This is a genomic window from Panacagrimonas perspica (genome assembly GCF_004364935.1).
Classification (GTDB): Bacteria; Pseudomonadota; Gammaproteobacteria; order Nevskiales; family Nevskiaceae; genus Panacagrimonas; species Panacagrimonas perspica.
On sequence record NZ_SOBT01000009.1, the window covers coordinates 754,755 to 776,921 of the forward strand.

At 68.9% G+C, this 22,167-nt stretch carries 20 protein-coding genes; 8 read left to right on the top strand and 12 right to left on the bottom strand.

The genetic code is table 11. The annotated features are described in order from the left end of the window. Positions 1 to 73: 73 nt before the first annotated feature. The 3 genes from DFR24_RS14955 to DFR24_RS14965 all read left to right on the top strand — a co-directional run bounded on the left by DFR24_RS14955 (position 74) and on the right by DFR24_RS14965 (position 4,721). A complete protein-coding gene (locus DFR24_RS14955) occupies positions 74 to 2,407 on the top strand; it encodes a Tex family protein (protein ID WP_210772317.1) in 2,334 nt (777 codons plus the stop codon). A 189-nt stretch (positions 2,408 to 2,596) separates the two neighbouring features. Then, a complete protein-coding gene (locus DFR24_RS14960) occupies positions 2,597 to 3,886 on the top strand; it encodes an ABC1 kinase family protein (RefSeq protein ID WP_133882192.1) in 1,290 nt (429 codons plus the stop codon). Between the two features lie 133 nt (positions 3,887 to 4,019). Continuing rightward, complete coding sequence (locus DFR24_RS14965) at positions 4,020 to 4,721, top strand: hypothetical protein (RefSeq protein WP_133882193.1); 702 nt, start codon at positions 4,020 to 4,022, stop codon at positions 4,719 to 4,721. A 102-nt stretch (positions 4,722 to 4,823) separates the two neighbouring features. On the opposite strand, the gene DFR24_RS14970 is transcribed toward DFR24_RS14965, so the two are convergent. The 6 genes from DFR24_RS14970 to glpK all read right to left on the bottom strand — a co-directional run bounded on the left by DFR24_RS14970 (position 4,824) and on the right by glpK (position 11,533). After that, positions 4,824 to 6,260, bottom strand: coding sequence for an amidase (locus tag DFR24_RS14970; protein ID WP_162851229.1), 1,437 nt, complete (start codon positions 6,258 to 6,260; stop codon positions 4,824 to 4,826). Between the two features lie 159 nt (positions 6,261 to 6,419). Beyond that, positions 6,420 to 7,145 carry a helix-turn-helix transcriptional regulator gene (locus tag DFR24_RS14975; RefSeq protein WP_162851230.1) on the bottom strand — a complete coding sequence of 242 codons (726 nt, stop codon included), beginning with the start codon at positions 7,143 to 7,145 and terminating at the stop codon, positions 6,420 to 6,422. A 204-nt stretch (positions 7,146 to 7,349) separates the two neighbouring features. Continuing rightward, positions 7,350 to 7,994: a DNA oxidative demethylase AlkB gene (gene alkB / locus DFR24_RS14980; protein ID WP_133882196.1), complete on the bottom strand. Its 645-nt coding sequence runs from the start codon at positions 7,992 to 7,994 to the stop codon at positions 7,350 to 7,352. Between the two features lie 13 nt (positions 7,995 to 8,007). Beyond that, positions 8,008 to 8,754, bottom strand: a complete 747-nt coding sequence (locus DFR24_RS14985; protein WP_133882197.1) for a 2OG-Fe(II) oxygenase — start codon at positions 8,752 to 8,754, stop codon at positions 8,008 to 8,010. After that, on the bottom strand, positions 8,751 to 9,848 hold the full coding sequence (ada, locus tag DFR24_RS14990) for a bifunctional DNA-binding transcriptional regulator/O6-methylguanine-DNA methyltransferase Ada (protein WP_133882198.1): 1,098 nt from the start codon (positions 9,846 to 9,848) through the stop codon (positions 8,751 to 8,753). Before ada ends, DFR24_RS14985 begins: the two co-directional genes overlap by 4 nt. Before the next feature lie 203 nt (positions 9,849 to 10,051). Beyond that, positions 10,052 to 11,533, bottom strand: a complete 1,482-nt coding sequence (gene glpK / locus DFR24_RS14995; protein WP_133882199.1) for a glycerol kinase GlpK — start codon at positions 11,531 to 11,533, stop codon at positions 10,052 to 10,054. Positions 11,534 to 11,743: 210 nt separating this feature from the next. On the opposite strand from glpK, the gene DFR24_RS15000 reads away from it, so the two are divergent. Both DFR24_RS15000 and DFR24_RS15005 read left to right on the top strand, forming a co-directional pair. Continuing rightward, positions 11,744 to 12,679, top strand: a complete 936-nt coding sequence (locus tag DFR24_RS15000) for an alpha/beta hydrolase (protein WP_162851231.1) — start codon at positions 11,744 to 11,746, stop codon at positions 12,677 to 12,679. A 2-nt stretch (positions 12,680 to 12,681) separates the two neighbouring features. Further along, complete coding sequence (locus DFR24_RS15005; RefSeq protein WP_133882568.1) at positions 12,682 to 13,578, top strand: DUF547 domain-containing protein; 897 nt, start codon at positions 12,682 to 12,684, stop codon at positions 13,576 to 13,578. Between the two features lie 39 nt (positions 13,579 to 13,617). Here the strand turns inward: DFR24_RS15005 and DFR24_RS15010 are convergent, their stop codons facing one another. After that, positions 13,618 to 13,833 (bottom strand): hypothetical protein, encoded by a 216-nt coding sequence (locus DFR24_RS15010; protein WP_133882201.1) that lies wholly within the window; start codon positions 13,831 to 13,833, stop codon positions 13,618 to 13,620. Between the two features lie 43 nt (positions 13,834 to 13,876). On the opposite strand from DFR24_RS15010, the gene DFR24_RS15015 reads away from it, so the two are divergent. Next, positions 13,877 to 14,728, top strand: a complete 852-nt coding sequence (locus DFR24_RS15015; RefSeq protein ID WP_211346608.1) for a hypothetical protein — start codon at positions 13,877 to 13,879, stop codon at positions 14,726 to 14,728. Between the two features lie 249 nt (positions 14,729 to 14,977). Here the strand turns inward: DFR24_RS15015 and DFR24_RS15020 are convergent, their stop codons facing one another. Both DFR24_RS15020 and DFR24_RS15025 read right to left on the bottom strand, forming a co-directional pair. Continuing rightward, entirely contained in the window at positions 14,978 to 16,201 is a 1,224-nt protein-coding gene (locus tag DFR24_RS15020) for a multifunctional CCA addition/repair protein (protein ID WP_133882203.1), read from the bottom strand. Between the two features lie 5 nt (positions 16,202 to 16,206). Further along, complete coding sequence (locus tag DFR24_RS15025; RefSeq protein WP_162851232.1) at positions 16,207 to 18,171, bottom strand: transglycosylase SLT domain-containing protein; 1,965 nt, start codon at positions 18,169 to 18,171, stop codon at positions 16,207 to 16,209. 82 nt (positions 18,172 to 18,253) lie between these two features. Here DFR24_RS15025 and DFR24_RS15030 point away from each other — a divergent pair, with 82 nt between their 5' ends. Both DFR24_RS15030 and DFR24_RS15035 read left to right on the top strand, forming a co-directional pair. Beyond that, a complete protein-coding gene (locus tag DFR24_RS15030; RefSeq protein WP_133882205.1) occupies positions 18,254 to 19,048 on the top strand; it encodes a sulfite exporter TauE/SafE family protein in 795 nt (264 codons plus the stop codon). Between the two features lie 141 nt (positions 19,049 to 19,189). Further along, a complete protein-coding gene (locus DFR24_RS15035; RefSeq protein WP_133882206.1) occupies positions 19,190 to 19,576 on the top strand; it encodes a hypothetical protein in 387 nt (128 codons plus the stop codon). Positions 19,577 to 19,665: 89 nt separating this feature from the next. On the opposite strand, the gene DFR24_RS15040 is transcribed toward DFR24_RS15035, so the two are convergent. From DFR24_RS15040 to DFR24_RS15050, 3 genes are read right to left on the bottom strand one after another with little or no spacing between them, the layout of a single operon-like run. Beyond that, the gene (locus DFR24_RS15040) at positions 19,666 to 20,607 is read right to left on the bottom strand and encodes a hydrogen peroxide-inducible genes activator (protein WP_133882207.1); all 942 of its coding nucleotides are present in this window, start codon (positions 20,605 to 20,607) and stop codon (positions 19,666 to 19,668) included. Beyond that, positions 20,604 to 21,533 (bottom strand): oxygen-dependent coproporphyrinogen oxidase, encoded by a 930-nt coding sequence (gene hemF, locus DFR24_RS15045; RefSeq protein ID WP_133882208.1) that lies wholly within the window; start codon positions 21,531 to 21,533, stop codon positions 20,604 to 20,606. The genes DFR24_RS15040 and hemF overlap by 4 nt, the downstream gene beginning before the upstream one ends. Further along, positions 21,530 to 22,084, bottom strand: coding sequence for an L-threonylcarbamoyladenylate synthase (locus DFR24_RS15050; protein ID WP_133882209.1), 555 nt, complete (start codon positions 22,082 to 22,084; stop codon positions 21,530 to 21,532). Before DFR24_RS15050 ends, hemF begins: the two co-directional genes overlap by 4 nt. Between the last annotated feature and the right edge of the window lie 83 nt (positions 22,085 to 22,167).

A 22,167-nucleotide genomic window follows, 5' to 3' on the forward strand; every position in this document is an offset into this window, starting at 1 on the left:
TGGAGCGAGCGCCATGCGGCTGTATCGTCGCGCGCCTCCGATCAACTCCGATCCCTCAATCCCTGTTCGCTCGATGACCGAAGCTTCGACCGCCTCCAGCACCCGCCACCGCATCACCACCACCATCGCCACCGAGATCGCCGCCCAACCGCGGCAGGTGGAAGCCGCAGTAGCACTGCTCGACGAAGGCTCGACCGTCCCCTTCATCGCCCGCTACCGCAAGGAAGTCACCGGCGGACTCGACGACACGCAGTTGCGCAAGCTCGAGGAGCGCCTCGGCTACCTGCGTGAGCTCGAAGATCGCCGCGCAGCGGTGATCGAGTCGATCCGCTCGCAGGACAAGCTCAGCGAAGACCTGGAAGCGAAGTTGCAGGCCGCGACGACGAAGGCGGAGGTCGAGGACCTCTATCTGCCGTACAAGCCCAAGCGGCGCACGAAGGCGCAGATCGCGCACGAGCGCGGGCTCGGGCCGCTGGCCGAATTGCTGCTCACGGATCGCAGCCAGGTGCCGACCGAAGCGGCCGCTGCGTTCGTCGCGGGCGAGGTCACCGACGTGAAGATGGCGCTGGAAGGCGCGCGCGACATCCTGATGGAGCGCTTCTCGGAAGACGCGGCGCTGCTCGGCCGCTTGCGCCAGCACCTGCGTGAGCGCGCGGTGCTCAAGTCCAGCGTGTTCGAGGGCAAGCAGGAGGCGGGCGCGAAATTCAGCGACTACTTCTCGCACGTCGAACCCTGGGCGAAAGTCGCGGGGCATCGCGCGCTGGCGATGATGCGCGGCCGCAACGAAGACATCCTGATGCTGGAGATCGAGGTGGATGTGGACGATCCGGCACCGGTCAAACCCGTCGAACGCATCATCGCGGCGTCGCAGAACATCCGGCCGGACGGCACGGCCGCCGATGCCTGGCTGATGGACGTGGCGCGCTGGACGTGGCGCGTGCGGCTGTCGATGAACCTGTCGGTGGACCTGATGATGGAACTGCGGCAGCGCGCGGAGGCCGAGGCCATCGACGTGTTCGCGAAGAACCTGAAGGAGCTGCTGCTGGCCGCGCCTGCGGGGGCGAAGCCGACGCTAGGCCTGGATCCGGGCATCCGCACCGGCGTCAAGGTGGCGGCCATCGACGGCACCGGCAAGCTGGTGGAGACGGCGACGGTGTATCCGTTCCAGCCGAAGAACGACGTGCGCGGCGCGCAGGCGGAGATTGCGCGGCTGATCAAGAAGCACGGCATCGAGCTGCTCGCCATCGGCAACGGCACGGCGAGCCGCGAGACCGAGAAGCTGGTCGCCGAGCTGCTGACGGCGCTGCCGGTTCAACCGCTGCCGCGCAAGGTCGTGGTCAGCGAGGCCGGTGCGTCGGTGTACTCGGCGTCCGAACTGGCGTCCAACGAGTTCCCGGACCTGGACGTGTCGCTGCGCGGTGCGGTGTCGATTGCGCGACGGCTGCAGGACCCGCTGGCGGAGCTGGTGAAGATCGATCCGAAGTCCATCGGCGTGGGGCAGTACCAGCACGACGTCGACCAGTACCGGCTGGCGAAGCAGCTCGACGCAGTGGTGGAGGACGCGGTGAACGCCGTGGGCGTGGACCTCAATCTCGCGTCGGCCTCGCTGCTGGCACGCGTGTCGGGGCTGGGTGGATCGATTGCCGACGCGATCGTGGTCCATCGCAACCAGCACGGCGCGTTCAAGAGCCGCAAGGAATTGCTGGAAGTGTCGCGCCTCGGGCCGAAGACTTTCGAGCAGTGCGCGGGCTTCCTGCGCATCCGCGACGGCGCGGAACCGCTGGACGCGTCGAGCGTGCATCCCGAGGCCTATGTCGTGGCCAACCGCATCGTGAAGGCTTGCGGGCGCGATGCGCGCGCGGTGCTCGGCGACAGCGCGGCGCTGAAGAAGCTGGATGCGCGGCAGTTCGTCGACGAGCGTTTCGGCTTGCCGACGGTGCGCGACATCCTTCTGGAACTCGAAAAGCCCGGCCGCGATCCGCGCCCGGAATTCCGCACCGCGGCGTTCGCCGACGGCGTGAACGAGATCGTGGACCTGAAGCCGGGCATGGTGCTGGAAGGCACGGTCACCAACGTGGCGGCGTTCGGCGCGTTCGTGGACATCGGCGTGCACCAGGACGGGCTCGTGCACGTCTCGCAGCTCGCGGATCGTTTCGTGAAGGACCCGCACCAGGTCGTGAAGGCCGGGCAGATCGTGCAGGTGCGCGTGGTCGACGTGGACGTGAAGCGTCAGCGGATCGCGCTGACGATGAAGTCGAAGGACGACGGCAGCGCGGCCGCGGTTTCGGGTCAGCGCGGGGATTCGCGTCGGGCGCCGGAGGTGCGGAGCACGCGGCCGGTGAAGAACACGCCGGCACCGCAGGGCGCGATGGGTGCGGCGTTGGCGGATGCGTTCAAGCGGAAGTAGCGCGGGCCGCTTTCGTAGCCCGGACGAAGTCCGGGGTTCATCTCCTCGGGCGAGCGGCATCCCGGACTTCGTCCGGGCTACGGGGACGGAATACCCGGGTTGCACCCAGGCTACGTACCGCTCGGCGCAACGCAACGCCATCCGGAGCCGGACTGCGATAGCTTGGATCCACTCTCCCGGATCTCGCCCATGGACTCTTCGCCCACCCGTCGCACCGCCCGCCTGCTCGGCGTCGGCGCGCGCACCTTGGGGCGCTCGCTGCTCAAGCGCCTGCCGGGCGGTGACGCGGCACAGCGCAAGGTCGATTACTGGACCGACGTGGGTCGAGATTGGGCGCAGACGCTGGGCGAGATGCGCGGCGCGGCGATGAAGCTGGGCCAGCTCGCGTCGCAATACGCGGACGTGCTGCCGCCGCAACTCGCGGAGCAGTTGAAGAAGCTGCAGAACGCGGCCGAGCCGATCCCGTTTGCCAAGGTCGAGGCCGCACTGGCCGAACGCTGGAGCGCGGAGCAGCGCGCGCAGGTGGCGCACATCGAGCCCAAGGCGCTGGCGTCGGCCAGCATCGGACAGGTGCATCGCGCGCGGCTCGCGGATGGCCGTGACGTGGTCGTGAAGGTTCGCTATCCGGGCGTCGAGCGGGCCGTGGACGCGGACCTCACGCAGCTGCGCCGGCTGATCGGCATGTCCAAGCTGCTGCCGGTGGACGACTCGGCGATGGACAAGCTGATGGGCGAAGTGCGCGCGCGCTTTCGCGATGAAACGGATTACGGCACGGAGCTGGTCCATCTGCGCCTGCTGCGCGCGGACGCCGCGCTGCCGGGCATCGTCTATCCCGAGCCGCTGGAATCGCTGTGCGGTCCCGGCGTGCTGGTGCTCAGCGAAGAGCCGGGCGTGTCGCTGGAAATGGCGCGCACCTGGTCGCAGCAACGGCGCGATGCGCTGGCGCTCACGCTGTGCCGCTGGCTCGCGCACCAGCTGTTCGTGGCGCACGCGGTGCACGCGGATCCGCACCCCGGCAATTTCGCGTTTCGTGAAGAGACCGGCGAGATCGTGGTGTACGACTTCGGTTGCGTGAAGCGCGTGCCGCCGGCGGTGGTGGCGGACGTGCGCGAGATCATCGATGCGTTCTCGGAACGAAACTGGCCGCGCACGCACGCGGCGCTGGACCGTCTCGGCGGGCTCGCGGACAAGACCCCGCTGAAGCTGATCGAACCGCTGTACCGCGACATCGAGCGCCTGATGACGCAGCCGCTGGCCAATCCCGACGGCTTCGATTTTTCCGACCCGGCGTTCATCCCGGCGCTGCGCGACAACGCGCGCGCGCATCTGGGGCTGACGTTCAAGTTCAAGCCGGTCACCGACATGGTGTTCGTGCTGCGCGCCGTGAGCGGGTTGTACTGGTTGATGCGGGGGCTGGGTGCGCGGGTGGATCTGAATGCGGTGCTGGCCGAGCATGGCTTGACGCTGCGGCGCCCGTAGCCCGGGTGAAACCCGGGGTGCCTGCCCGCTGAACGAGAGAAACCCCGAGTTTCACCCGGGCTACGGTTCTCCCTCCCCCGGCCTGCGCCGCTAGCGGAGTACAGTCGGGAACACTCGGGGAAGGGAGATGGCGATGACGGCGCGTGCGGACATTCTCGGCAACAAACACGACATCCTGAAACTCAAGGCCGACAAGAAGACCGGCGCGGTCGAACTGTCCGACAAGTTGTTCGAGAACTTCGTGATGTACGCGAAGGCCAACTGGCTCTACCAGGCACAGCCTGGCGCCCAGAAAGCGGCCGATGCCCTGGCCGCAACCGGTCCCGCGACGCTGGCCTGCGGCACGATCCGCGAAGCGCTCAAGCTCATGCTGCGCGAGGACCTCGAGCAGACGGCGGTGAACGAGGACATCAACAGCTACTTCCTCACCAAGCCGGGCCTCAAGTGCTATGACGCGCGCGTCACCGGCAATCTCTTCGACGAAACGGGCGCCGGCAACGCGCTGGCCTGCCACTTCAGCACCCATTACTTCATCAAGTGCAACGGCAAGTGGTACGACCCGTGTCTGACCGCGCAGTACTTCACGCGCGAAGGCCCGGTGCAGGCCTACACCGAGAAGGTCGGGCCGACGTCCGCCAACTCGATCGCCAGTTTGCGCAAGGCCGGGACGGGTCCGGCACTGATGGTCTTCAAGCTCGAACCCGGGCGTTCCGTGCCGGGCTTCGGCTCGGTGTGGAAGCTCATCAGGAAGAATGAGCTCAAGGCCGCGGTGACGCAGCTCGATCTCGTGAAGGCGAAGGCCGATCCGGATCTGAAGGCGGCGAAGTGGGTGTGAGCTGAAGGTCGGACGCGCCCGTAGCCCGGGTGAAACCCGGGATGGCTGCTCGTTGAACGAGGGAACCCCGGGTTTCACCCGGGCTACGGTGTTCCGCTTGCCTTACGCGTAATTCGGCGCCCTGCGCCCCGCCCACGGCGCGGCCTGCTCGAGCTGACCTGCGAGGCTGTACAGCGTCTCCTCGTCGCCCAGGTGCCCGACGAACTGCATCGCCATCGGCAGCCCTGATTTGGCCTGCCACAGCGGCAGCATCACGGCAGGTTGTCCGGTGGTGTTGAACAGCGCGGTGAACGTCGAATAGTTCTGGATGATGTGGTTCCACCAGCCCAGCATGTCGAGGTTCGGCGCGTTCTGATCCAGCTCGCCGAGCTTCGCGACATCACGCCCCAGGCCCGGCGTCAGCACGAGGTCGTAACCGCGCATCGCGGTGCAGACGCTGCGCGTGATTGCGTTCTGCTGCGCCATCGCCTCCTCGATCTGGAACGCGCGCAGCGACTTGCCGTACTCGTACACGGTCAGCGTCACGCGCTCGGCGGTGTCGGGGCCGATCTTGCGGCCAGTGGCCTGCGAGAACTGCTCCATGTAATAGCCCAGCGTCGTCGCCCACAGGCGAATCGTGGATTCGTTGAACGTCGGCGCGTCGTACTCGAACTTCAGCGGCTCGCACACGTGGCCCAGGCTCTCCAGCAGCTTCACGGTGTCGGCGAGGCGCGCGAGATTCTCCGGCGCCGTCTTCATCGCGCCCGGCAGGCCGTCGACGACGCCGATGCGAAGACGCCGGGGCGTGGTCATCGCGCTGGCGAGGAAGCCGCGCTTCGGCGGCTGCGCCGCGTAGAAGTGGCCATCGTCGGGACCGTGGATCGCATCGAGCAGCGCGGCCGAATCGCGCACCGTGCGCGTCTCGACGAACTCCACGCCCAGGCCCCACAGCAGCGCGCCGAAGTCCGGTCCGCCCGGCGTGCGGCCACGCGACACCTTCATGCCGACCAGGCCGTTGACGGCCGCGGGGATGCGGATCGATCCGCCGCCGTCGTTGGCGTGCGCGATGGGCACCATGCCGCTGCCCACCGCGGCGCCAGCGCCGCCGGATGATCCACCGGCGGAGTAGCCGAGATTCCAGGGATTGCGCGTGGGGCCATAGAGCAGCGCCTCGCTGTTGGCGTTGAACGCCATCTCGGGCAGTGTCGTGGTGCCCACCGTCACCAGGCCCGCCGCGCGGCAGCGCTGCATCATCACGGTGTCGACGTCGTAGCGCATGCCCTCGGCAAGGCGCGAGCCGGCCGACGACACCATGCCCTTGAAGTGCATGCCGAACTCCTTCACCAGGAAGGGCACGCCGCGGAACGGACCCATCGGCAGGTTCTTGATCTCGCCCATCGCGTGGTCGCGCAGCTTCTGCACGACGCAGTTCACCTTCGGGTTCATGCGTTCGATGGCGTCGATCGCGCTGTCGACGAGGTCCTCCGGCGAGACCTCCTTGCGGCGCACCAGGTCGGCGAGGCCGAGGCCGTCGTACTTCGAGTATTCCTTGAGGATCATGGGGCGCGCCTTTCGTTCGGGTCGTTGTGGGACGCAGGGATCATCGAACTCGCCCCCCATGCTCACAATGACCCGGTTGGGTCATTTGTGACGCCCGTAGCCCGGACGAAGTCCGGGGTTCCCCTCGCATAGGGAGCGCAACCCCGGACTTCGTCCGGGCTACGGGGACAGCAGTCCCTGCCCCATCGCGTGCGCCACCGCTTGCGCCACCGTATGCGCACCAAGCTTCTCCATCGCCGACTTGCGCTGTCGCCGCACGGTCTCCACCGAGCGGTGCACGCGGCGCGCGGTCTCGGGCGCACTCAGGCCGGCGGCGGCGTGCGACAACATCTCGCGCTCGCGCGGCGACAGCTTGGTGACGCGCGGCGTGTCGGCGCGCAGTCCGAAGCGCGACGCGACGGCGGCGTGGAACTCGTGCGCCATCACGAACAACTGGTCGGTGACCCGTGCCTGCTGCGTGCGCCACGCGCTGTGTCCTTCGTGCGCCACCGCCGTGACGAACGCGAAGCCGCCGTCGGGCAGATGGATGGGCACGGAGAGCCCATCCTCGATTCCAAAATTCTCGACGTAGGCGAGCGCTTCCTTCTGCAGCGGCGTGAGCCAGCCCGCCCCTTTCACGTGCTGCCAGTCGAGCGGCAGCGTGCGCGGATAACTGGCGACGAGGAAGGGGTCGACGCGGCTGAAGCGCGACCATCCCGTCCTCACGCGCGCCGGCCAGTTGCGCCACGCGATGTCGGGTGCGTTGTATTGCCCGTCCGGCGTGCGTGCCCGGCGCATGAAGCCATAGTCGACGGCGTCGAAGCCCAGCGCGTGCGTGGCTTCCGCGAGACGGTCGAGCGCGACGTCGAACGAACGGGCGCGGTGGAAACCGGTTTCGATCTGCATGGCACATCTCCTCGCTGCGATCACCGGACCGCGTCGAGGCGGGCCGGGATCCGGGTCGAAGACCTGGATCGACCTAGCGTATCGGCGCAGGGGTCGCGTGGCCATTGCGGGCTTTCCTGCGCTCCGCGCCGACGGACGCTCTACGTCGGCGGGAAGGTGCTCTCCTTCCCCCGCGGCAGCGGGCAGAGGGGCAAAGCGGGTGCGTCAGCTCGCCTTGCGAAACGTCAGGTTGATGCGCAACTCCCCGAGCAGCGGATGCTGCGCCGCCTTGATCGGCTGAACACCGTGATACCGCAGCCTTGAAGGCCCGCCCCAGACGACGACATCACCGTGGACCAGCGGGACGCGCTGCTGCTTGTCGGCACGCTGGTCGCCACCGAACAGGAACGTGGCCGGCACGCCGAGCGAAACCGACACGATCGGATGCGCGTAATTCCCCTCGTCGCGATCCTGGTGCAGGGTCAGGCGTGCGCCGGGTTCGTAGCGGTTCACCAGGCAGGCGTCCGGCTTGAAGCCTTCGAACCCGGCCGCGGCGGCGGCGCGATCCGCCAGATCCGCGAACAGCGCCGGCATCGACGGCCACGGCTGGCCGTTGAGCGGATCGATGGCGTCGTAGCGATACCCGCGCCGATCGCTGACCCAGCCGAGCCGGCCGCAGTTGGTCATCGCCACTGACATCGTGTGGCCACCGGGCGTGACGAGATGACGGAACGGCGACTGCGCCGTGATGGCGTCGACGGCCGCGAGCAGATCGTGCTGATCGTCGAGCGCGAAGCCGCGCAGCACGACCGCGCCCGGTGCGAGCGCTTCGGTTCCGGTGTGCGGCGCGGTGTCGGCGAACAGGTCCATCGCGCGTCGCGATTCAGGTGGCGTCGTGGAAGATCACGCCGAGCGTGTGCCGGTGACCCGAGCGCAAGCGGCTCACGCCATGCCGCAGATTCACGCGATAGACGCCGCGCGATCCGTTCACCGGCCGGTGATGCACGGCGAACACGATGGCGTCGCCCTGCTGCAGCGGCACCACCTCGGCGACGGACTGCATCCGCGGGCGCTGCTCGGTCAGCACGAACTCGCCGCCGGTGAAATCCTCTTCCGGTTTCGACAGCAGCACGGCCAGCTGCAGCGGAAACGCGTGCTCGCCGTAGAGATCCTGGTGCAGGCAGTTGTAGTCGTCGGCGCCGTAGCGCAGCAGCAAGGGCGTCGGACGCTTCTGCCCAGCGGAGTGGCAGCGCTGCACGAAATCGGCGTGCGTCGCGGGATACTGCACGTCGATCTTCATCGCCTGGCTCCAGCGATTGGCCAGCGGCGCCAGGTGCGGATACACGCCGGTGCGCAAGGTCGCGACCAGATCCGGCAACGGGTACGCGAAATACTGGTACTCGCCGCGGCCGTAGCCGTGACGCGCCATGACGATGCGGCTGCGAAACAGCGCCGCTTCGTCGTAGAGCGCAATGGCGGACGCGCATTGCGTGGCGTCGAGCAGCTTGGGGATCACGGCGTAGCCGTGCGCGTTCAGATCGTCGTGGACGTTCTGCCAGTCGATGGCGTCGAGGCGCCGCACGAGCGCGTCGTGCGGCGTCCCATCCGCTTCGCGAAGCACCGCGCTCAAGCGCGTGCCTCGCGATCGAGCAGGGCGCGCTTGCGCTCCACGCCCCAGCGGTAACCCGACAGCGCGCCGTCGTTGCGTACGACGCGATGGCAGGGAATGGCGACCGCGATCGCGTTGGCGCCGCAGGCCTGCGCCACCGCGCGCACCGCCTTGGGCATGTCGATGCGATTCGCGATGTCCGCGTAGCTCGCCGTCTGGCCGGCCGGAATCTCGCGCAGCGCCTGCCACACGCGCTGCTGGAACGCGGTTCCACGCACGTCGAGCGGAAGATCCAGACCCGTGCCCGGCGCTTCGACGAAGCCGACGATCTGCGCGACGCGCTGCTCGAACCCGGCGTCGCCGCCGACGAGCCTGGCCTTCGGGAAGCGGTCCTGGAGGTCGCGTGCGAGTGCTTCGGGATCGTCGCCGAGCAGGATCGCGCAGATGCCGCGCGCGCTTTCGGCGACCAGGATGGCGCCCAGCGAACAGTCGCCGATCGCGAATCGGATCTCGGTGTTCGCACCACCGTCGCGATAGGCCGTGGGCGTCATGCCGAGCAGCTCGTTGGATCGCGCGTAGAAGCGTCCGTTGGATCCGTAGCCCGCTTCGAAGATGGCGTCGGTCACGCTGCCGCCGTTCTTCACCAGCTCCTTGCGCACGACGCGGCCCCGGTGCGCCGCGGCGTAGGCCTTCGGCGTCAGGCCGGTGACCGTCTTGAACACGCGGTGGAAGTGGAAGCGGCTGATGCCCGCCTGCTGCGCCAGTGCATCGAGGCTGGGCATTTCCTCCGAGGACTCGATCACGCGGCAGGCCTTCGTGACCTTCGCAGCGTGCTGTTCGACCAGCGAGGGCTGGTCGGGCTTGCAGCGCTTGCACGGCCGGAAGCCCGCGGCTTCGGCGGCGGCGGTCGTCAGGTGGAAGTCGACGTTCTCCGGACGCGCGGGGCGCGCGGCGCAGGAGGGACGGCAGTACACGCCGGTGGTCTTCACCGAATAGAAGAACTGTCCGTCGGCGCTCGCATCGCGTGCCTGCACGCGCGGCCAGCGCGGGTCGCCTTGCGTGCGGGCGGCGCGCTCGGCGGTGACAGCCTTGGTGGAATGGGTTGCGGTGTTCATGGCCTCTGTCCCTCGTCTGGAACTGGATGGTGCAGGTGCCAATCTACGGCCCGATCCGAGCTTGCACACTCCGGGTCTTGCGGTCGAATTCGAAAGGTCCAAGAGCGACGTAGCCCGGCCGAAGTCCGGGGCTCACCTCGCAATTCGAGCAGCGATCCCGGACTGCGTCCGGGCTACGGGGGCGTCGAATTCGCCGCGAACCACTATTCCCCTGGCTGACTCCGCACCCGCTCCACCGCCGTCTGCCACCCGGCGTACAAGGCATCCGCCTTCTTCGACGCCAGCGCTGGCTTGAAGTGCGCCTCGGCCTCCCACAGCTTCGAGATGCTGTCGAGCGAGTCGTAGACACCGGCCTGCAGGCCGGCCGCGAACGCCGCGCCCAGCGCCGTGGTCTCGACCGTCGCGGGGCGCACGACGGCGACCTGCAGGATGTCGGCCAGCGACTGGGCGACGAAGTCGTTCACCACCATGCCGCCGTCGATGCGCAGCTCGGTGGGATCCATCGCGTCCTCGCGCATCGCGCCGAGAAGATCGCGCGTCTGGTAGCAGACGCTCTCCAGCGCGGCCCGCACGATGTGCGCGATGCCGGAGTTGCGCGTCAGGCCGAAGATCGCACCGCGCGCCTGCGGATCCCAGTACGGCGCGCCCAGACCGGTGAAGGCGGGGACCAGATACACGCCTTCGGTGTCCTCGATCGAACGCGCGAGCTTCTCGGTGTCGCCGGCCGACTCGATCAGGTGCACCGCGTCGCGCAGCCACTGCACCGCCGCGCCGGCGACGAAGATGCTGCCTTCGAGCGCATACGTGGTCTTGCCGCCGAAGCGGTAGGCCACCGTCGACAGCAGCTTGTTGCGGCTGCGCACGAACTCTTCGCCGGTGTTGAGCACCATGAAGCAACCGGTGCCGTAGGTGCTCTTGATCATGCCGGGCGCAAAGCAGGCCTGGCCGACGGTGGCGGCCTGCTGGTCGCCGAGGATGCCGCGGATCGGGATGGCGCCGTCGAACAGCGCGCCGTCGGTGGCGCCGAATTCGGCGGCGCAATCCATGACCTCGGGCAGCAGCGCGCGCGGCACGCCGAAGAACGTCAGCAGCTCGTCGTCCCAGTCCTGCGTGCGCAGGTTGAACAGCGCCGTGCGTGATGCATTGCTGGCGTCGGTGGCGTGCACCTTGCCGCCGGTGAGCGTCCACAGCAGCCAGGAATCGATGGTGCCGAACGCCAGCTCGCCGTTCTCGGCGCGGGCGCGCGCTCCGTCCACGTGTTCCAGCATCCACGCGATCTTGGTCGCGGAGAAATAGGGATCGAGCAACAGGCCGGTGCGCTCCGACAGCCATTCGCTGCGATCGGCGTGCTTCGCACAGAAGTCCGCCGTGCGCCGGTCCTGCCAGACGATCGCTGGATGGATCGGCTTGCCGCTCTTGCGGTCCCAGATCACCGCGGTCTCACGCTGGTTGGTGATGCCGATGCCGGCGATGTCCTTGGCGCCGAGCTTCGCGGCCTTCAGCGCACCGCGCACGCAGGCGATGGCGTCGTCGCGAATCTGCAGCGCGTCGTGCTCGACCCAGCCCGGCTTCGGGAACGACTGCGGCAGTTCGACCTGGTGCGTGCCGAGCTTGTGCCCGGCGGCGTCGAACACGATGGCGCGGGTGCTGGTGGTGCCCTGGTCGATGGCGAGCAGTGCCTTCATGAAGCGTTCCTCTGTCGTAGCCCGGACGAAGTCCGGGAGTGGCGCCGGTACGTCGGGGAAAAGTCCCGGACTTCGTCCGGGCTACGAAGACATCGGGCTCGCCGGAGGAATTGCGGGACTCGCATGGATTGACCTCCTCGGTTGTGGAAGACTGCGCCGATATCGATCGAGATGCGCCGGCCCAGGCGTACAGCAGACGGAAACTACATCTTGAGTGCGACCGAGTTCCAGTTGAAGGTGCGCAATGGCGTCGCATTCGTGCGCGCCTGGCTGCCTTCGGCTGCGCCGCGCGCCTGCGTGCAGATCGTGCACGGCATGTCCGAGCACGGCGGTCGCTACGCACGTTTCGCCACCGCGTTGACGCGCGCCGGCTACGCGGTGTTCGCGCACGACCTGCCCGGTCACGGCCGCACGGCGCGTGCCCCGGACGAGCTCGGGCATTTCGCCGACGAGCATGGCTGGCGCCTGGCGCTGCAATCGATCCGCGCGGTGCAGGTGGACATGCGCGAGCGTTACCCCGGCGTGCCGCTGATGCTGTTCGGTCACAGCATGGGCGCGCTGCTGTCGCAGGATTACATCGTCCATCACGGCCGCGACATCCAGGCCTGCGTGCTGTCGTCGACCACCGGCAACATGGGCGCGATGCGCGCCATCGGCGCCGTGCTGATGAACGCGGAGATCGCCTGGGGCGGTCCGCGCCATCGCAGCGCGCTGGCCGAGCGCCTGTCGTTCGGCAAGTTCAACCGGCGCTTCAAGCCGACGCGCACGGCGTTCGACTGGCTGTCGCGCGACGCCGCCGAGGTGGACGCCTACGTCAACGATCCGCGCTGCGGCTTTCGCGCGTCGTCCGGGCTGTGGTCCGACCTGCTGGCCTACGGCGCGCGCCTGCGCGAGCCGGCACGGCTCGCGCGCATTCCCAAGAACCTGCCGGTGCTGATCATCGCCGGCACCGAGGACGCAGCCACGCAGGGCACGCGCGGACCCAGCATCCTCGAGCGCGCGTACGCGCAGGCCGGCCTCAAGGACGTGACGCTGAAGATCTACGACGGCGGCCGTCACGAACTGCTGAACGACACCTGCCGCGAGCAGGTCACCACCGACATCACCGACTGGCTGATCGCGCACTCCACAGCGCGCCGCACTTGAAGATGCAGCCGACGCGTCGTGCCTTGCTGCTGGGGCTCGCGCTGTCGCCGGTGCTCGCGATCGCCGCGCCGCCCAAGGCCGAGCGCTGGGAACGCTGGACGCGCAACAACCCCGCCGCCCCGCGCGTGCTCAATCACACGCTGTGGACGCAGTTCCTCGGCCGTTACGTCGTCACCGGCGCCGATGGCGTGGCCCGTGTGCGCTACGGCGCCGTCAGCGGCGAGGATCGCGGGTACCTGCGCGTGTATCTCGACCAGCTCCAGCGCACCGAGGTGTCGAAGCTGCGGCCCGACGAGCAGCTCGCGTACTGGATCAACCTGTACAACGCGCACACCGTGAAGCTGGTGCTGGAGCGCTACCCGCTGGCCAGCATCCTGTCGATCGCGATCTCGCCGGGCCTGTTCGCCAAGGGCCCGTGGGGCGCGAACATGCTCAAGGTCGAGGACGAGACGCTGTCGCTCGACGACATCGAGCACCGCATCCTGCGACCGCTCTGGCACGACCCGCGCACCGCCTACGCGCTGTGCCGCGCGGCCATCGGCAGTCCGAATCTCGCCAGCGAGGCCTACACCGCCTCGAACGCCGGTGCGATGTTCGATGCCGCCGCACGCGCCTTCGTGAACACGCCGCGCGGCGTGCGCTTCGACGAGAAGGGCCGCCTGCAGGTGTCGAGCCTGTACGAATGGCTGAAGCCGGATTTCGGCGCGAAGGACGCGGACGTCATCGCGCACCTGCGCCAGTACGCGGCGCCGGCGCTGGCGGAGCAGCTTGCCAGCGTGACGCGGATCGGCGGCGATGCGTTCGACTGGAAGCTCAACGACCAGATCGATGACTCGCAGGGCGGCGGGGAATTGGCGCCGACGCTCTACGGGCCTGCTGCTCCGGCTGCCGGCGAGTAGCGGCGTATCCCCGCATCGGGTTGCGCCCGATACGTCTCGTCACGAAAGGATGAGGGGAGGCACCCGCGCTGAGCGCGCTTCAATGCCTCGCTCACGACAGGCAGCCGAGTCCGACAGCACGCGCGCATCGATCCGCGCGACGAAATCTTGACGCGCGTGACGGTTTTCCGTGCGCCGGAATCCGACTGACGGGTCGATCACGTCGGCGGCCATCGGTCGCGGACCACCGCTCATCCCCGGCGTCGCCATGTCCATGCCGTCCGTCTGCGCCGACGAAACAAGCTGCCACCTGACTCCTATGAATGGTCCACCGGAGGGCGGCAAGCGCAGACACCTGCCGGGAGACACCGCGAAGCAGTCGGGCGGCGTCTCCGGAAAGGTCCGCACCCACCGTCCGGACATCTCATTTTCGTTTCCAGATTGGAGGATTCCCATGCGCAAGATCTCGATGTTCCTCGCCGCTTCCGCCCTGCTTGGCGCCGCGTCGGCACAGGCCGCCCCCGTCGGTGGTCTGCCCGTGGTCGGCGGCCTCGGCTCCAGCCTCGGCGGCGCGCTGAACGGCCTGCCGGTGCTCGGCTCGCTGACCGGCTCGCTCACCGGTGTGATCGGTGGCCAGAACGGCCTGCCGGTGATCGGCGGCGTGCTGAGCGGTTCGACCGGCGGCGGCCTCGCGGGGCTGCCCGTCCTGGGCGGCACGCTCTCGGGCGGCCTGCCCGGCCTCGACGGCCTGCCGGTCGTCGGCGGCCTGCTGAGCGGCTCGGTCGGTGGCGCCACGGGCGGGCTGACCGCGCTGGCGAGCCTGCCGGTCGTGGGTGGCGTGCTCGGCGGCACCTTGTCCGGTGGCCTGCCGACGCTCGACGGTCTGCCGGTCGTCGGCGGTCTGCTGGGTGGCTCGGTCGGCGGCTCCGGCGCCCTCGCGGGTCTGCCGGTGGTCGGTGGCCTGCTGAGCGGCAGCGTCTCGGGCGGCCTGCCCAGCCTCGACGGTCTGCCGGTGGTCGGCGGCCTGTTGAACGGCTCGCTCAGCGGCACGGTCGGTGGCCTCACCAACCTGCCGGCCGTCAGCGGTACGGCCAACGGCCTGGTCGGTGGCGTGCTGCCGGTGCTCGGCCAGCTGCCGGTGTCGAGCGTGACCAGCGGTCTGGCCCTCTGAGGTCAGCGCCGGGCAATTCATCGCCCGAACAAACCCCGCGGCGGCCTTCGGCCCCGCGGGGTTTTTGTTTGTGTAGCCCGGACGAAGTCCGGGGTTGCCCCTATTCAACGAGCATCCATCCCGGACTTCGTCCGGGCTACGTTGGCGCCATCGCCTGCGCGGGTCTCCGTAACCCGCAGCCCGGGTGAAACCCGGGATCGTCTCTTCCCAACGAGCGCCCATCCCGGGTTTCACCCGGGCTACGCGGGATCAGGTTTGCGACTGCTTCCACGTCACGAGCCGCGCGAGCCGGCGACGCACGATCTCTTCGCCGACCGCAGGACCGGTGAATCCATCGGCCAGCACATCCGCATTGGCCACGGCCGCAGCCTTCGCGGCAGCACGCAAGTAATCCGTCTGCGGATACGGGTCGTCCTCGAAACCCAGCCGCCCGCGCGCATCGCACTCGCAGGCGCTCAAGGCCTGTTCGAAACGGCCCGACTTCCGGAACGCATCGAAGCGCTCGAGCAATTCGAGCAGCGTCTTGGGCCGCAGCTCGCGCACCTTGTGCACGAGCAGGTGGTCGCGCGTGACCATCAGCGCCAGGTCGCGCGCGCCGTTGGGCACGCGCAGGCGTTCGCAGAACTGCTTGACCAGCGGCAGGCCGCGCATGTCGTGGCCGCGATGGCTCGGCAGCTCGCCCTTGGGCGTCGCCGCCTTGCCCAGGTCGTGCAGCAGCGTGGCGATGCGCACCTCGATGCCGTGCTGCGCACGCACCGCCGCGTCGACGCACATCAGCGTGTGCACCAGCGTGTCGACCTCGGGATGGTAGTCCGCGCGTTGCGGCACGCCGGACAGCGCGGCGAGTTCTGGCATCACGCGCGCCAGCGCGCCGCAGGCGTGCAGCACTTCGAAGAACGTGCCGGGGCTCGGCTCCATCAGCGCGCGCTCGGTTTCCTTCCAGACGCGCTCGGCGACGAGATGATCGACCTCGCCCGCGTCGACCATCGACCGCATCAGCGCCATCGTCTCGTCCGCCACACGAAATCCGAGCGAGGCGAAACGCGCGGCGAAACGCGCGATGCGCAGGATGCGCACCGGGTCCTCGGCGAACGCAGGCGAGACGTGACGCAGCAGGCGCGCATCGAGATCGCGCTGTCCGCCGTGCGGATCGACGAGCTTGCCGTCCTCGTCCTGCGCCATCGCATTGACCGTGAGATCACGCCGCCACAGATCGTCCTCGAGCGTCACCTCGGGACCGGTGTGGAACTGGAAGCCGTGGTAGCCGCGTCCGGATTTACGCTCGGTGCGGGCGAGCGCGTATTCCTCCTGCGTCTTCGGATGCAGGAACACCGGGAAGTCCTTGCCGACGGGCCGATAGCCCTGCGCCACCATCTCTTCGGGCGTGGCGCCGACGACGACCCAGTCGCGTTCCTTCACCGGCAGGCCGAGACGCGCGTCGCGCACGGCGCCACCGACCAGATAGATCTTCATCGCCGTCATTCCAGCTGCCCGGTCGGGGCGAGGTCCGCCGAGATCGGCGTCAGCCAGGGCTTCATGCGCTGCGGCTTGCCGCTCGCCTCCCAGCCGAACACCGTGCTGTGCCAGGCGATGCGCTGGATGTAATTGCGCGTCTCGTTGAACGGAATGTTCTCGATCCAGACGTCGGTCTCCAGCGGCTGCGCCGGCAGCCAGCGCCGCACCGCATTCGGGCCGGCGTTGTAGGCGCCGAGCACGAGCACGAAGCGCCCGCCGAACGTCTCGAACTGCTCGCGCAGGTAGGTGGTGCCGAGCAGCAGGTTGGTCGACGGATCGAACAGGCTCTCCTCGGTGGGCTTGTCGAAGCCGTTGCGTCGCGCCACGGCGCGCGCCGTCTCCGGCAGCAGCTGCAGCAGGCCCAGCGCGTTGGCGGACGAGCGTGCGCGCGGGTCGTACAGGCTCTCCTGGCGCAGCACGCCCCAGACCCATTCCGGCGGCAGCTTCGCGCGCTTGGCGGCGCCGGTGAGTTCCGCGGCGTAGGGGCGCGGGTAGAGCAGATCGAAGTCGTCGAAAACCTCGGCGCGGGTCGACGAGGCGACCGCCTGCAGATGCCATCCCCAGGCGGACGCGACGCGTGCGGCCTCCAGCAGATGCGTCGCGTCGAAGTTCTTCGTCGCCTCGTTCCACTCGGCGCGCGCCCACGGCAGCTGCTCGATCTTCCAGGCTTCCCTGGCGCGAACGAATCCAGGCGAATCGCCGATGAGCTGACGCGCCGCCGGATCGCCCGGACGCACCTGCGCGCGCGGTGCATAGGCCCGGCCCAGACGTTCGGACGCCAGCGCCGAGTAGTAGCCGTTCTCGGTGCTGAGGCGCTGGTAGTCGGCGCTCGCAGCGTCGCGCCGGTCGAGCTTTTCAGCGACGCGTCCGCGCCAGTAACGCCAGCGCGGCTGCTCGGCCAGTGCCGGCGGCATCTGCGCGATCCAGCTCGCGGCCTGCGGCCAGTCGCTGGCCCACAGCGCGGCGCGCACGCGCCACTCGTGCGCGCGCTCGTCGAGCGCCACCTCGGGCACCTGGCGGAACATGCCGACGGTTTCCGGCCGGCGACTCCAGGCCAGGTTCAGCGCGATCTCGCGGCGCATCTCGCCGGTGCTGCCCGGCGACTGCAGCGAGGGCATCGTGCACGGCCTTCCGCAATTGGCTTCCAGGCGTGCCGCGACGACGGCGGCGTCGTCCGGGTTGGCGCGCGCGAGTTTCGCGAAGCCGTCGATCGCCGCGCGCGGCTCGACGCCGGACACGATGCCGCGCTCGAGATTGCGCGTCGGATCGCTCAGCACGTCGACCCACAGTTCGTAGGGAGCGCGCTGCGGAGCCGGAAGCTGGCGGATGAGCATGCGGGCGACATCCAGCTTGCCGGCCTCGAGCGCGAGGCGCGCACGTTCCGCGACCTGCGCCGCGCCCAGCACGCCCTGCTGCGTCAGCCAGTCGATCATCGGCGCGCACGACGCCGGCAGCTCGGAACCGGTGCGCCAGATCGCCAGACCCGGCGCGATCAGCGCCGGCGTCGGTCCGGTGGCGATGCTGGCGACGATCGCGTGACAGCGCAGCGAAGTGTCGGCACGCGCCTCGACGTAATAGGCCAGGAACTCCGGCCAGCGGCCCTGGTCGGCGAGCTTCCTGAGCCAGGCGGTGCGCAGATCCCGCGTCCACGGCGCGTCACCGTCGCGCGTCAGGAAGGTGCCGATGGCGTCGTCCGGCGGCAGCGGGCTGCGCGCGAGCTGCCACTCCAGGCGCTCGCCTTCGAGATAGGGATACAGCGGATAGCTGCGCAGCAACGCGCTGTCGTTGGCGTCGACGACGCCTCGCGGGATGGCGGCCAGCGCCTCGACGAATGCGGCCCGCGCCGGGGCCAGCGCGTCAGGCGTCTGGGCCGCCGCCAGTGAAGGCAGCAACAGCGCGACGACGACGGTCAGTGCTCTCGAAAGCATGGCGACAGGCAGGTACGGTGGGTAGGATGCGCGCCCCATTGTACGAATCGCGCCCTGAACACCGGCGCATCTGCGGGCACTCATGGAAACCCTGCTGATCTTTCTCGCCACCGGTGCGGTTGCCGGAGTGCTGGCCGGCCTCTTCGGCATCGGCGGCGGCATGGTGATGGTGCCCGCGCTGGCGCTGGTGCTGGCGCGGCAGAACGTGCCGCCCGAGATCGTCATGCACATCTCGCTCGGCACTTCCCTGGCGGTGATCGCGCTGACGTCGATCACCTCCACGTTGTCGCACCATCGTCGCGGCGGCGTGCGCTGGGACCTGCTGCGTGTGTACGGCCCCGCCCTGGCCATCGGTGCGCTCGCCGGTGCGTTCGTCGCCGACGCGCTGCCCGGACAGGCGCTGCGCAAGCTCGTCGGCATCAGCAGCCTGCTGATCGCGATGCAGATGGCGTTCGACTACAAGTTCGGCGCGATGCAGCGCCTGGCTGCGCCGCGCACGACCGAACTGGGCGTGTCGGGCGGCATCATCGGCATGCTGTCGTCGCTGATCGGCATCGGCGGCGGATCGCTGACCGGGCCGTACCTGGCGCTGCGCGGCATCGCGCTGCGCGAGTGCGTGGGCACGGCGGCGGCCGGCGGCATTCCGATCGCCTGGGCAGGCGCATTCGGCTACGTGCTGGCCGGCTGGGGACATGCGGGCGTGCCGGCGCCGTCGCTCGGCTATGTCAGCGGGCCGGCGTTCGCCGGCCTGGCGGTGGCCAGCACCTTGATGGCACCCCTGGGCGCGCGCCTGGCGCACAGCCTTTCCCCGCGCAAATTGCAATTGTCGTTCGCCGCGATGCTGGTGCTCGTCGCCTACGAAATGCTGCGAACCTGAACGGACCGGCAGCTGCGGGCTGAGCGGCAGCTGTGGGGCGACCAGCGGTGTCCCGTTGCGGCCCGTGCGTTCACGTGGCGTATTAGATTTCCGACGCTCCTTCGCGCATCTGCGGATGCAGAAAGCTCGCGCCGAAATGCCATGAATATCCCTCCCAAAGCGATCCACTACGCGATTCACGGGCTGCTGGCCCGCCACCGGGTCGAGCAAGGCTTCAGTTTTCCTCTCAAGCAGTTGATGGCGGAGTGGCCGGAGACGGCATTGCGCCGCGGAGATCTGATCAAGGGCCTCGAAGGCCTGCGCAAATCGGGACATCTGACGATCGATCAGACGCCGGAAGGTCCGATGGTGCGCTTGATCAACGAAGACTTCGGGCTGGTCGTCACGGCGCTGGATCGCGACGCCGTCACCACGCTCACCCGCCTGCGCGAATTGCGTCGCCGTCCGCAGTCGCACGTCGCGGCACTGGTTCCGGATCAGAAGCATGCGCGCCGGCCCGGCGAGTCGGGGCCCAAGCCCTCGGATTGAGCGTTTCCCGGATGGCTTCAAGAAACCCTCCTTGCGGAGGGTTTTTCGTTTGTGATGGCGGCTTCCCGGGCTTCGCCCGGGCTACTCGATCAGCCTTCGGTGAGCGGTGCGTCCGGAAGGAAGTTCACGCCGCGCATCGGCATCGACAGGATGACCTCGTGCAGTGCGCGGATCGCCTGGAGGCGCGGAAACGTCTTGCGCCAGACCAGCGCGATGCGACGCGAGGGCGCCTTGTTGGCAAACGGGCGCGCCACCAGCAGCGGCGCGTCTTCGGCGGGACGGTTCTCAACCGACGAGCGCGGCAGCACCGTGAGCCCCAGGCCGCTGGCGACCATGTGGCGAATCGTCTCCAGGCTGCTGCCGGTCTGCGGCTGCGGACCGGAGGCATCCGGATCCACGCACTTCGGGCAGGCCTCGATGACCTGCTCGCGGAAGCAGTGTCCCGGGCCGAGCAGCAGCAGCGGCTCTTCGGCGAGCTTGCGCGCGGTGATCTGCGCCTCGCCCGCCCAGCGATGGTCCGCCGGCAGCATGACGACGAAATCCTCGTCGTAGATCGGCCAGATGCTCAGGCCCTGCGGGTCGATCGGCACCGCGACGCAGATGACGTCGATCTCGTTGTCGCGCAGCTGCTCGAGCAGGCGCGCCGTGAAGTTTTCCTCGATCACCAGCGGCATGTTCGGCGTGCGCTGGCGCAGCAGCGGAATCAGGTGCGGCAGCAGGTACGGCCCGACGGTGTAGATGGCGCCGAAGCGCAGCGGGCCGACGAGTTCGTCCTGGCCTTCACGCGCCAGGTCCTCCAGCAGCTTGGCCTCGGAGAGCACGCGCTTGGCCTGCGCCACCACCTTCTCGCCGACCGGCGTGGGTTTGACTTCGCCACGCACGCGCTCGAACAGCGTCACCCCGAGCTGCTCCTCGAGCTTCTTGATCGCCACCGACAACGTCGGCTGCGACACGAAGGAACGCTCCGCCGCGTGGCCGAAGTGGCGCTCCTTGTCGAGGTTCACGAGATACCGCAGTTCGGTGAGCGTCATGTCCCGAGCCAGTCGCGTGGTTTGAGGAATTCGTCGATCAGCCTGGCCTCGGGCGAGCCGGGCGCGGGCTTCAGATCGTAGCGCCAGCGCACCTCGGGCGGCATCGACATCAGGATGGATTCGGTGCGCCCGCCCGACTGCAGGCCGAACAGCGTGCCGCGATCCCAGACGAGGTTGAACTCGACATAGCGGCCGCGGCGCACGAGCTGCCAGTCGCGTTCCGCCTCGCCGTACGGCGTGCCGCGGCGACGCTCGACGATCGGCAGATACGCTGGCAGAAAGCTGTCGCCGATCGCACGGATCAGCGCGAAGCTCGCGCCGAAGCCGCCCTCGCTCCAGTCGTCGCAGAACAGTCCGCCGACACCGCGTGTCTCGCCGCGGTGCTTGAGCACGAAGTAGTCGTCGCAGTGCTTCTTCAGGCGCGGGTAGATCGTGGCGCCCGCCGAATCGCACGCGGCCTTCGCGCTGCGATGCCAGTGCACCGCGTCTTCCTCGAACGGGTAGTACGGCGTCAGGTCGTAGCCGCCGCCGAACCACCACACCGGATCCGCGTCCGGCTTCTCGGCGACGAGGTAGCGCACGTTCAGATGCGTGGTCGGCACGAACGGATTGCGCGGGTGCAGCACCAGCGAGACACCCATCGCGCGAAAGCCGCGGCCGGCGAGTTCCGGTCGCGCGGCGCTCGCCGACGGCGGAAGCCGCGGGCCGTGCACGAGCGAAAAGCCCACGCCTGCGCGTTCGAACAGCGCGCCGTTCTCGAGGATGCGTGTGGTGCCGCCCCCGCCTTCGGCGCGTGTCCACTCGTCGCGACAGAACTGCGCCGAACCGTCGGCCTGTTCCAGCCCTTCGCAGATACGCGTCTGCAAACCGCGCAGCCACTGCTCGACGGCGGCGGCATCCGGCTGCTGTTCGGGAAGCGGGCTCATCGCCGCAGGATATGGCCGGTCTGCGCGTCGCGGATCGACGTCGGCTTGCTCAGGCCGCCGAGTGCGCCGGGCAGCACGTAGTCGAGTTCGTCGCCGAAGTAGAGACGAGCCTGCGTCGCCGACAGCGCCGGTTCGCGCCCCGCCGGGTTGGCGCTGGTCGACACCACGGCGCCGCCGAAACGCTCGCACAGCGCGCGCACGGTCTCGTGCGCCGAGATGCGTACGGCGATCGTGTCGTGATCGCCGCTGATCCACATCGGCGTTTCTTCGCGGCAGGGAAACACCCAGGTATTCGGGCCGGGCCAGGTCAGTGCCGCGCGCTTCCAGACCGCGTTCGACGGCACCTCGATGAACGGTGCGAGCTGCTCTGCGCTGGACGCGACCAGGATCAGGCCCTTGTCCCAGCTGCGGTCCTTCATCGCCAGCAGGCGCTCGCAGGCGCGCTCGTTCCAGGGATCGGTCCCCAGGCCCCAGACGGCCTCGGTCGGATACGCGATGACGCCGCCGGCACGCAGGGCACGCGCGGCTTTGCGGAAGTGGACGGAGCTCATCGGGTCGCAATCGGAAGTTTCATGCGGGAATCATAAGGCGGCGTGCTATCCGCTTACGTAGCCCGGACGAAGTCGGGGATGTT

Coding starts and splice junctions, on each gene's coding strand:
- hemF (WP_133882208.1), bottom strand. CDS start 21,533: ATGAGCCCGCTTCCCGAACAGCAGCCGGATGCCGCCGCCGTCGAGCAG.
- DFR24_RS15025 (WP_162851232.1), bottom strand. CDS start 18,171: ATGCTTTCGAGAGCACTGACCGTCGTCGTCGCGCTGTTGCTGCCTTCA.
- DFR24_RS15050 (WP_133882209.1), bottom strand. CDS start 22,084: ATGAGCTCCGTCCACTTCCGCAAAGCCGCGCGTGCCCTGCGTGCCGGC.
- DFR24_RS15020 (WP_133882203.1), bottom strand. CDS start 16,201: ATGAAGATCTATCTGGTCGGTGGCGCCGTGCGCGACGCGCGTCTCGGC.
- DFR24_RS14965 (WP_133882193.1), top strand. CDS start 4,020: ATGACGGCGCGTGCGGACATTCTCGGCAACAAACACGACATCCTGAAA.
- DFR24_RS15005 (WP_133882568.1), top strand. CDS start 12,682: ATGCAGCCGACGCGTCGTGCCTTGCTGCTGGGGCTCGCGCTGTCGCCG.
- DFR24_RS14960 (WP_133882192.1), top strand. CDS start 2,597: ATGGACTCTTCGCCCACCCGTCGCACCGCCCGCCTGCTCGGCGTCGGC.
- glpK (WP_133882199.1), bottom strand. CDS start 11,533: ATGAAGGCACTGCTCGCCATCGACCAGGGCACCACCAGCACCCGCGCC.
- DFR24_RS15035 (WP_133882206.1), top strand. CDS start 19,190: ATGAATATCCCTCCCAAAGCGATCCACTACGCGATTCACGGGCTGCTG.
- alkB (WP_133882196.1), bottom strand. CDS start 7,994: ATGGACCTGTTCGCCGACACCGCGCCGCACACCGGAACCGAAGCGCTC.
- DFR24_RS15030 (WP_133882205.1), top strand. CDS start 18,254: ATGGAAACCCTGCTGATCTTTCTCGCCACCGGTGCGGTTGCCGGAGTG.
- DFR24_RS14970 (WP_162851229.1), bottom strand. CDS start 6,260: ATGATCCTCAAGGAATACTCGAAGTACGACGGCCTCGGCCTCGCCGAC.
- DFR24_RS15040 (WP_133882207.1), bottom strand. CDS start 20,607: ATGACGCTCACCGAACTGCGGTATCTCGTGAACCTCGACAAGGAGCGC.
- DFR24_RS14955 (WP_210772317.1), top strand. CDS start 74: ATGACCGAAGCTTCGACCGCCTCCAGCACCCGCCACCGCATCACCACC.
- ada (WP_133882198.1), bottom strand. CDS start 9,848: ATGAACACCGCAACCCATTCCACCAAGGCTGTCACCGCCGAGCGCGCC.
- DFR24_RS15015 (WP_211346608.1), top strand. CDS start 13,877: ATGAATGGTCCACCGGAGGGCGGCAAGCGCAGACACCTGCCGGGAGAC.
- DFR24_RS14975 (WP_162851230.1), bottom strand. CDS start 7,145: ATGCAGATCGAAACCGGTTTCCACCGCGCCCGTTCGTTCGACGTCGCG.
- DFR24_RS15010 (WP_133882201.1), bottom strand. CDS start 13,833: ATGGACATGGCGACGCCGGGGATGAGCGGTGGTCCGCGACCGATGGCC.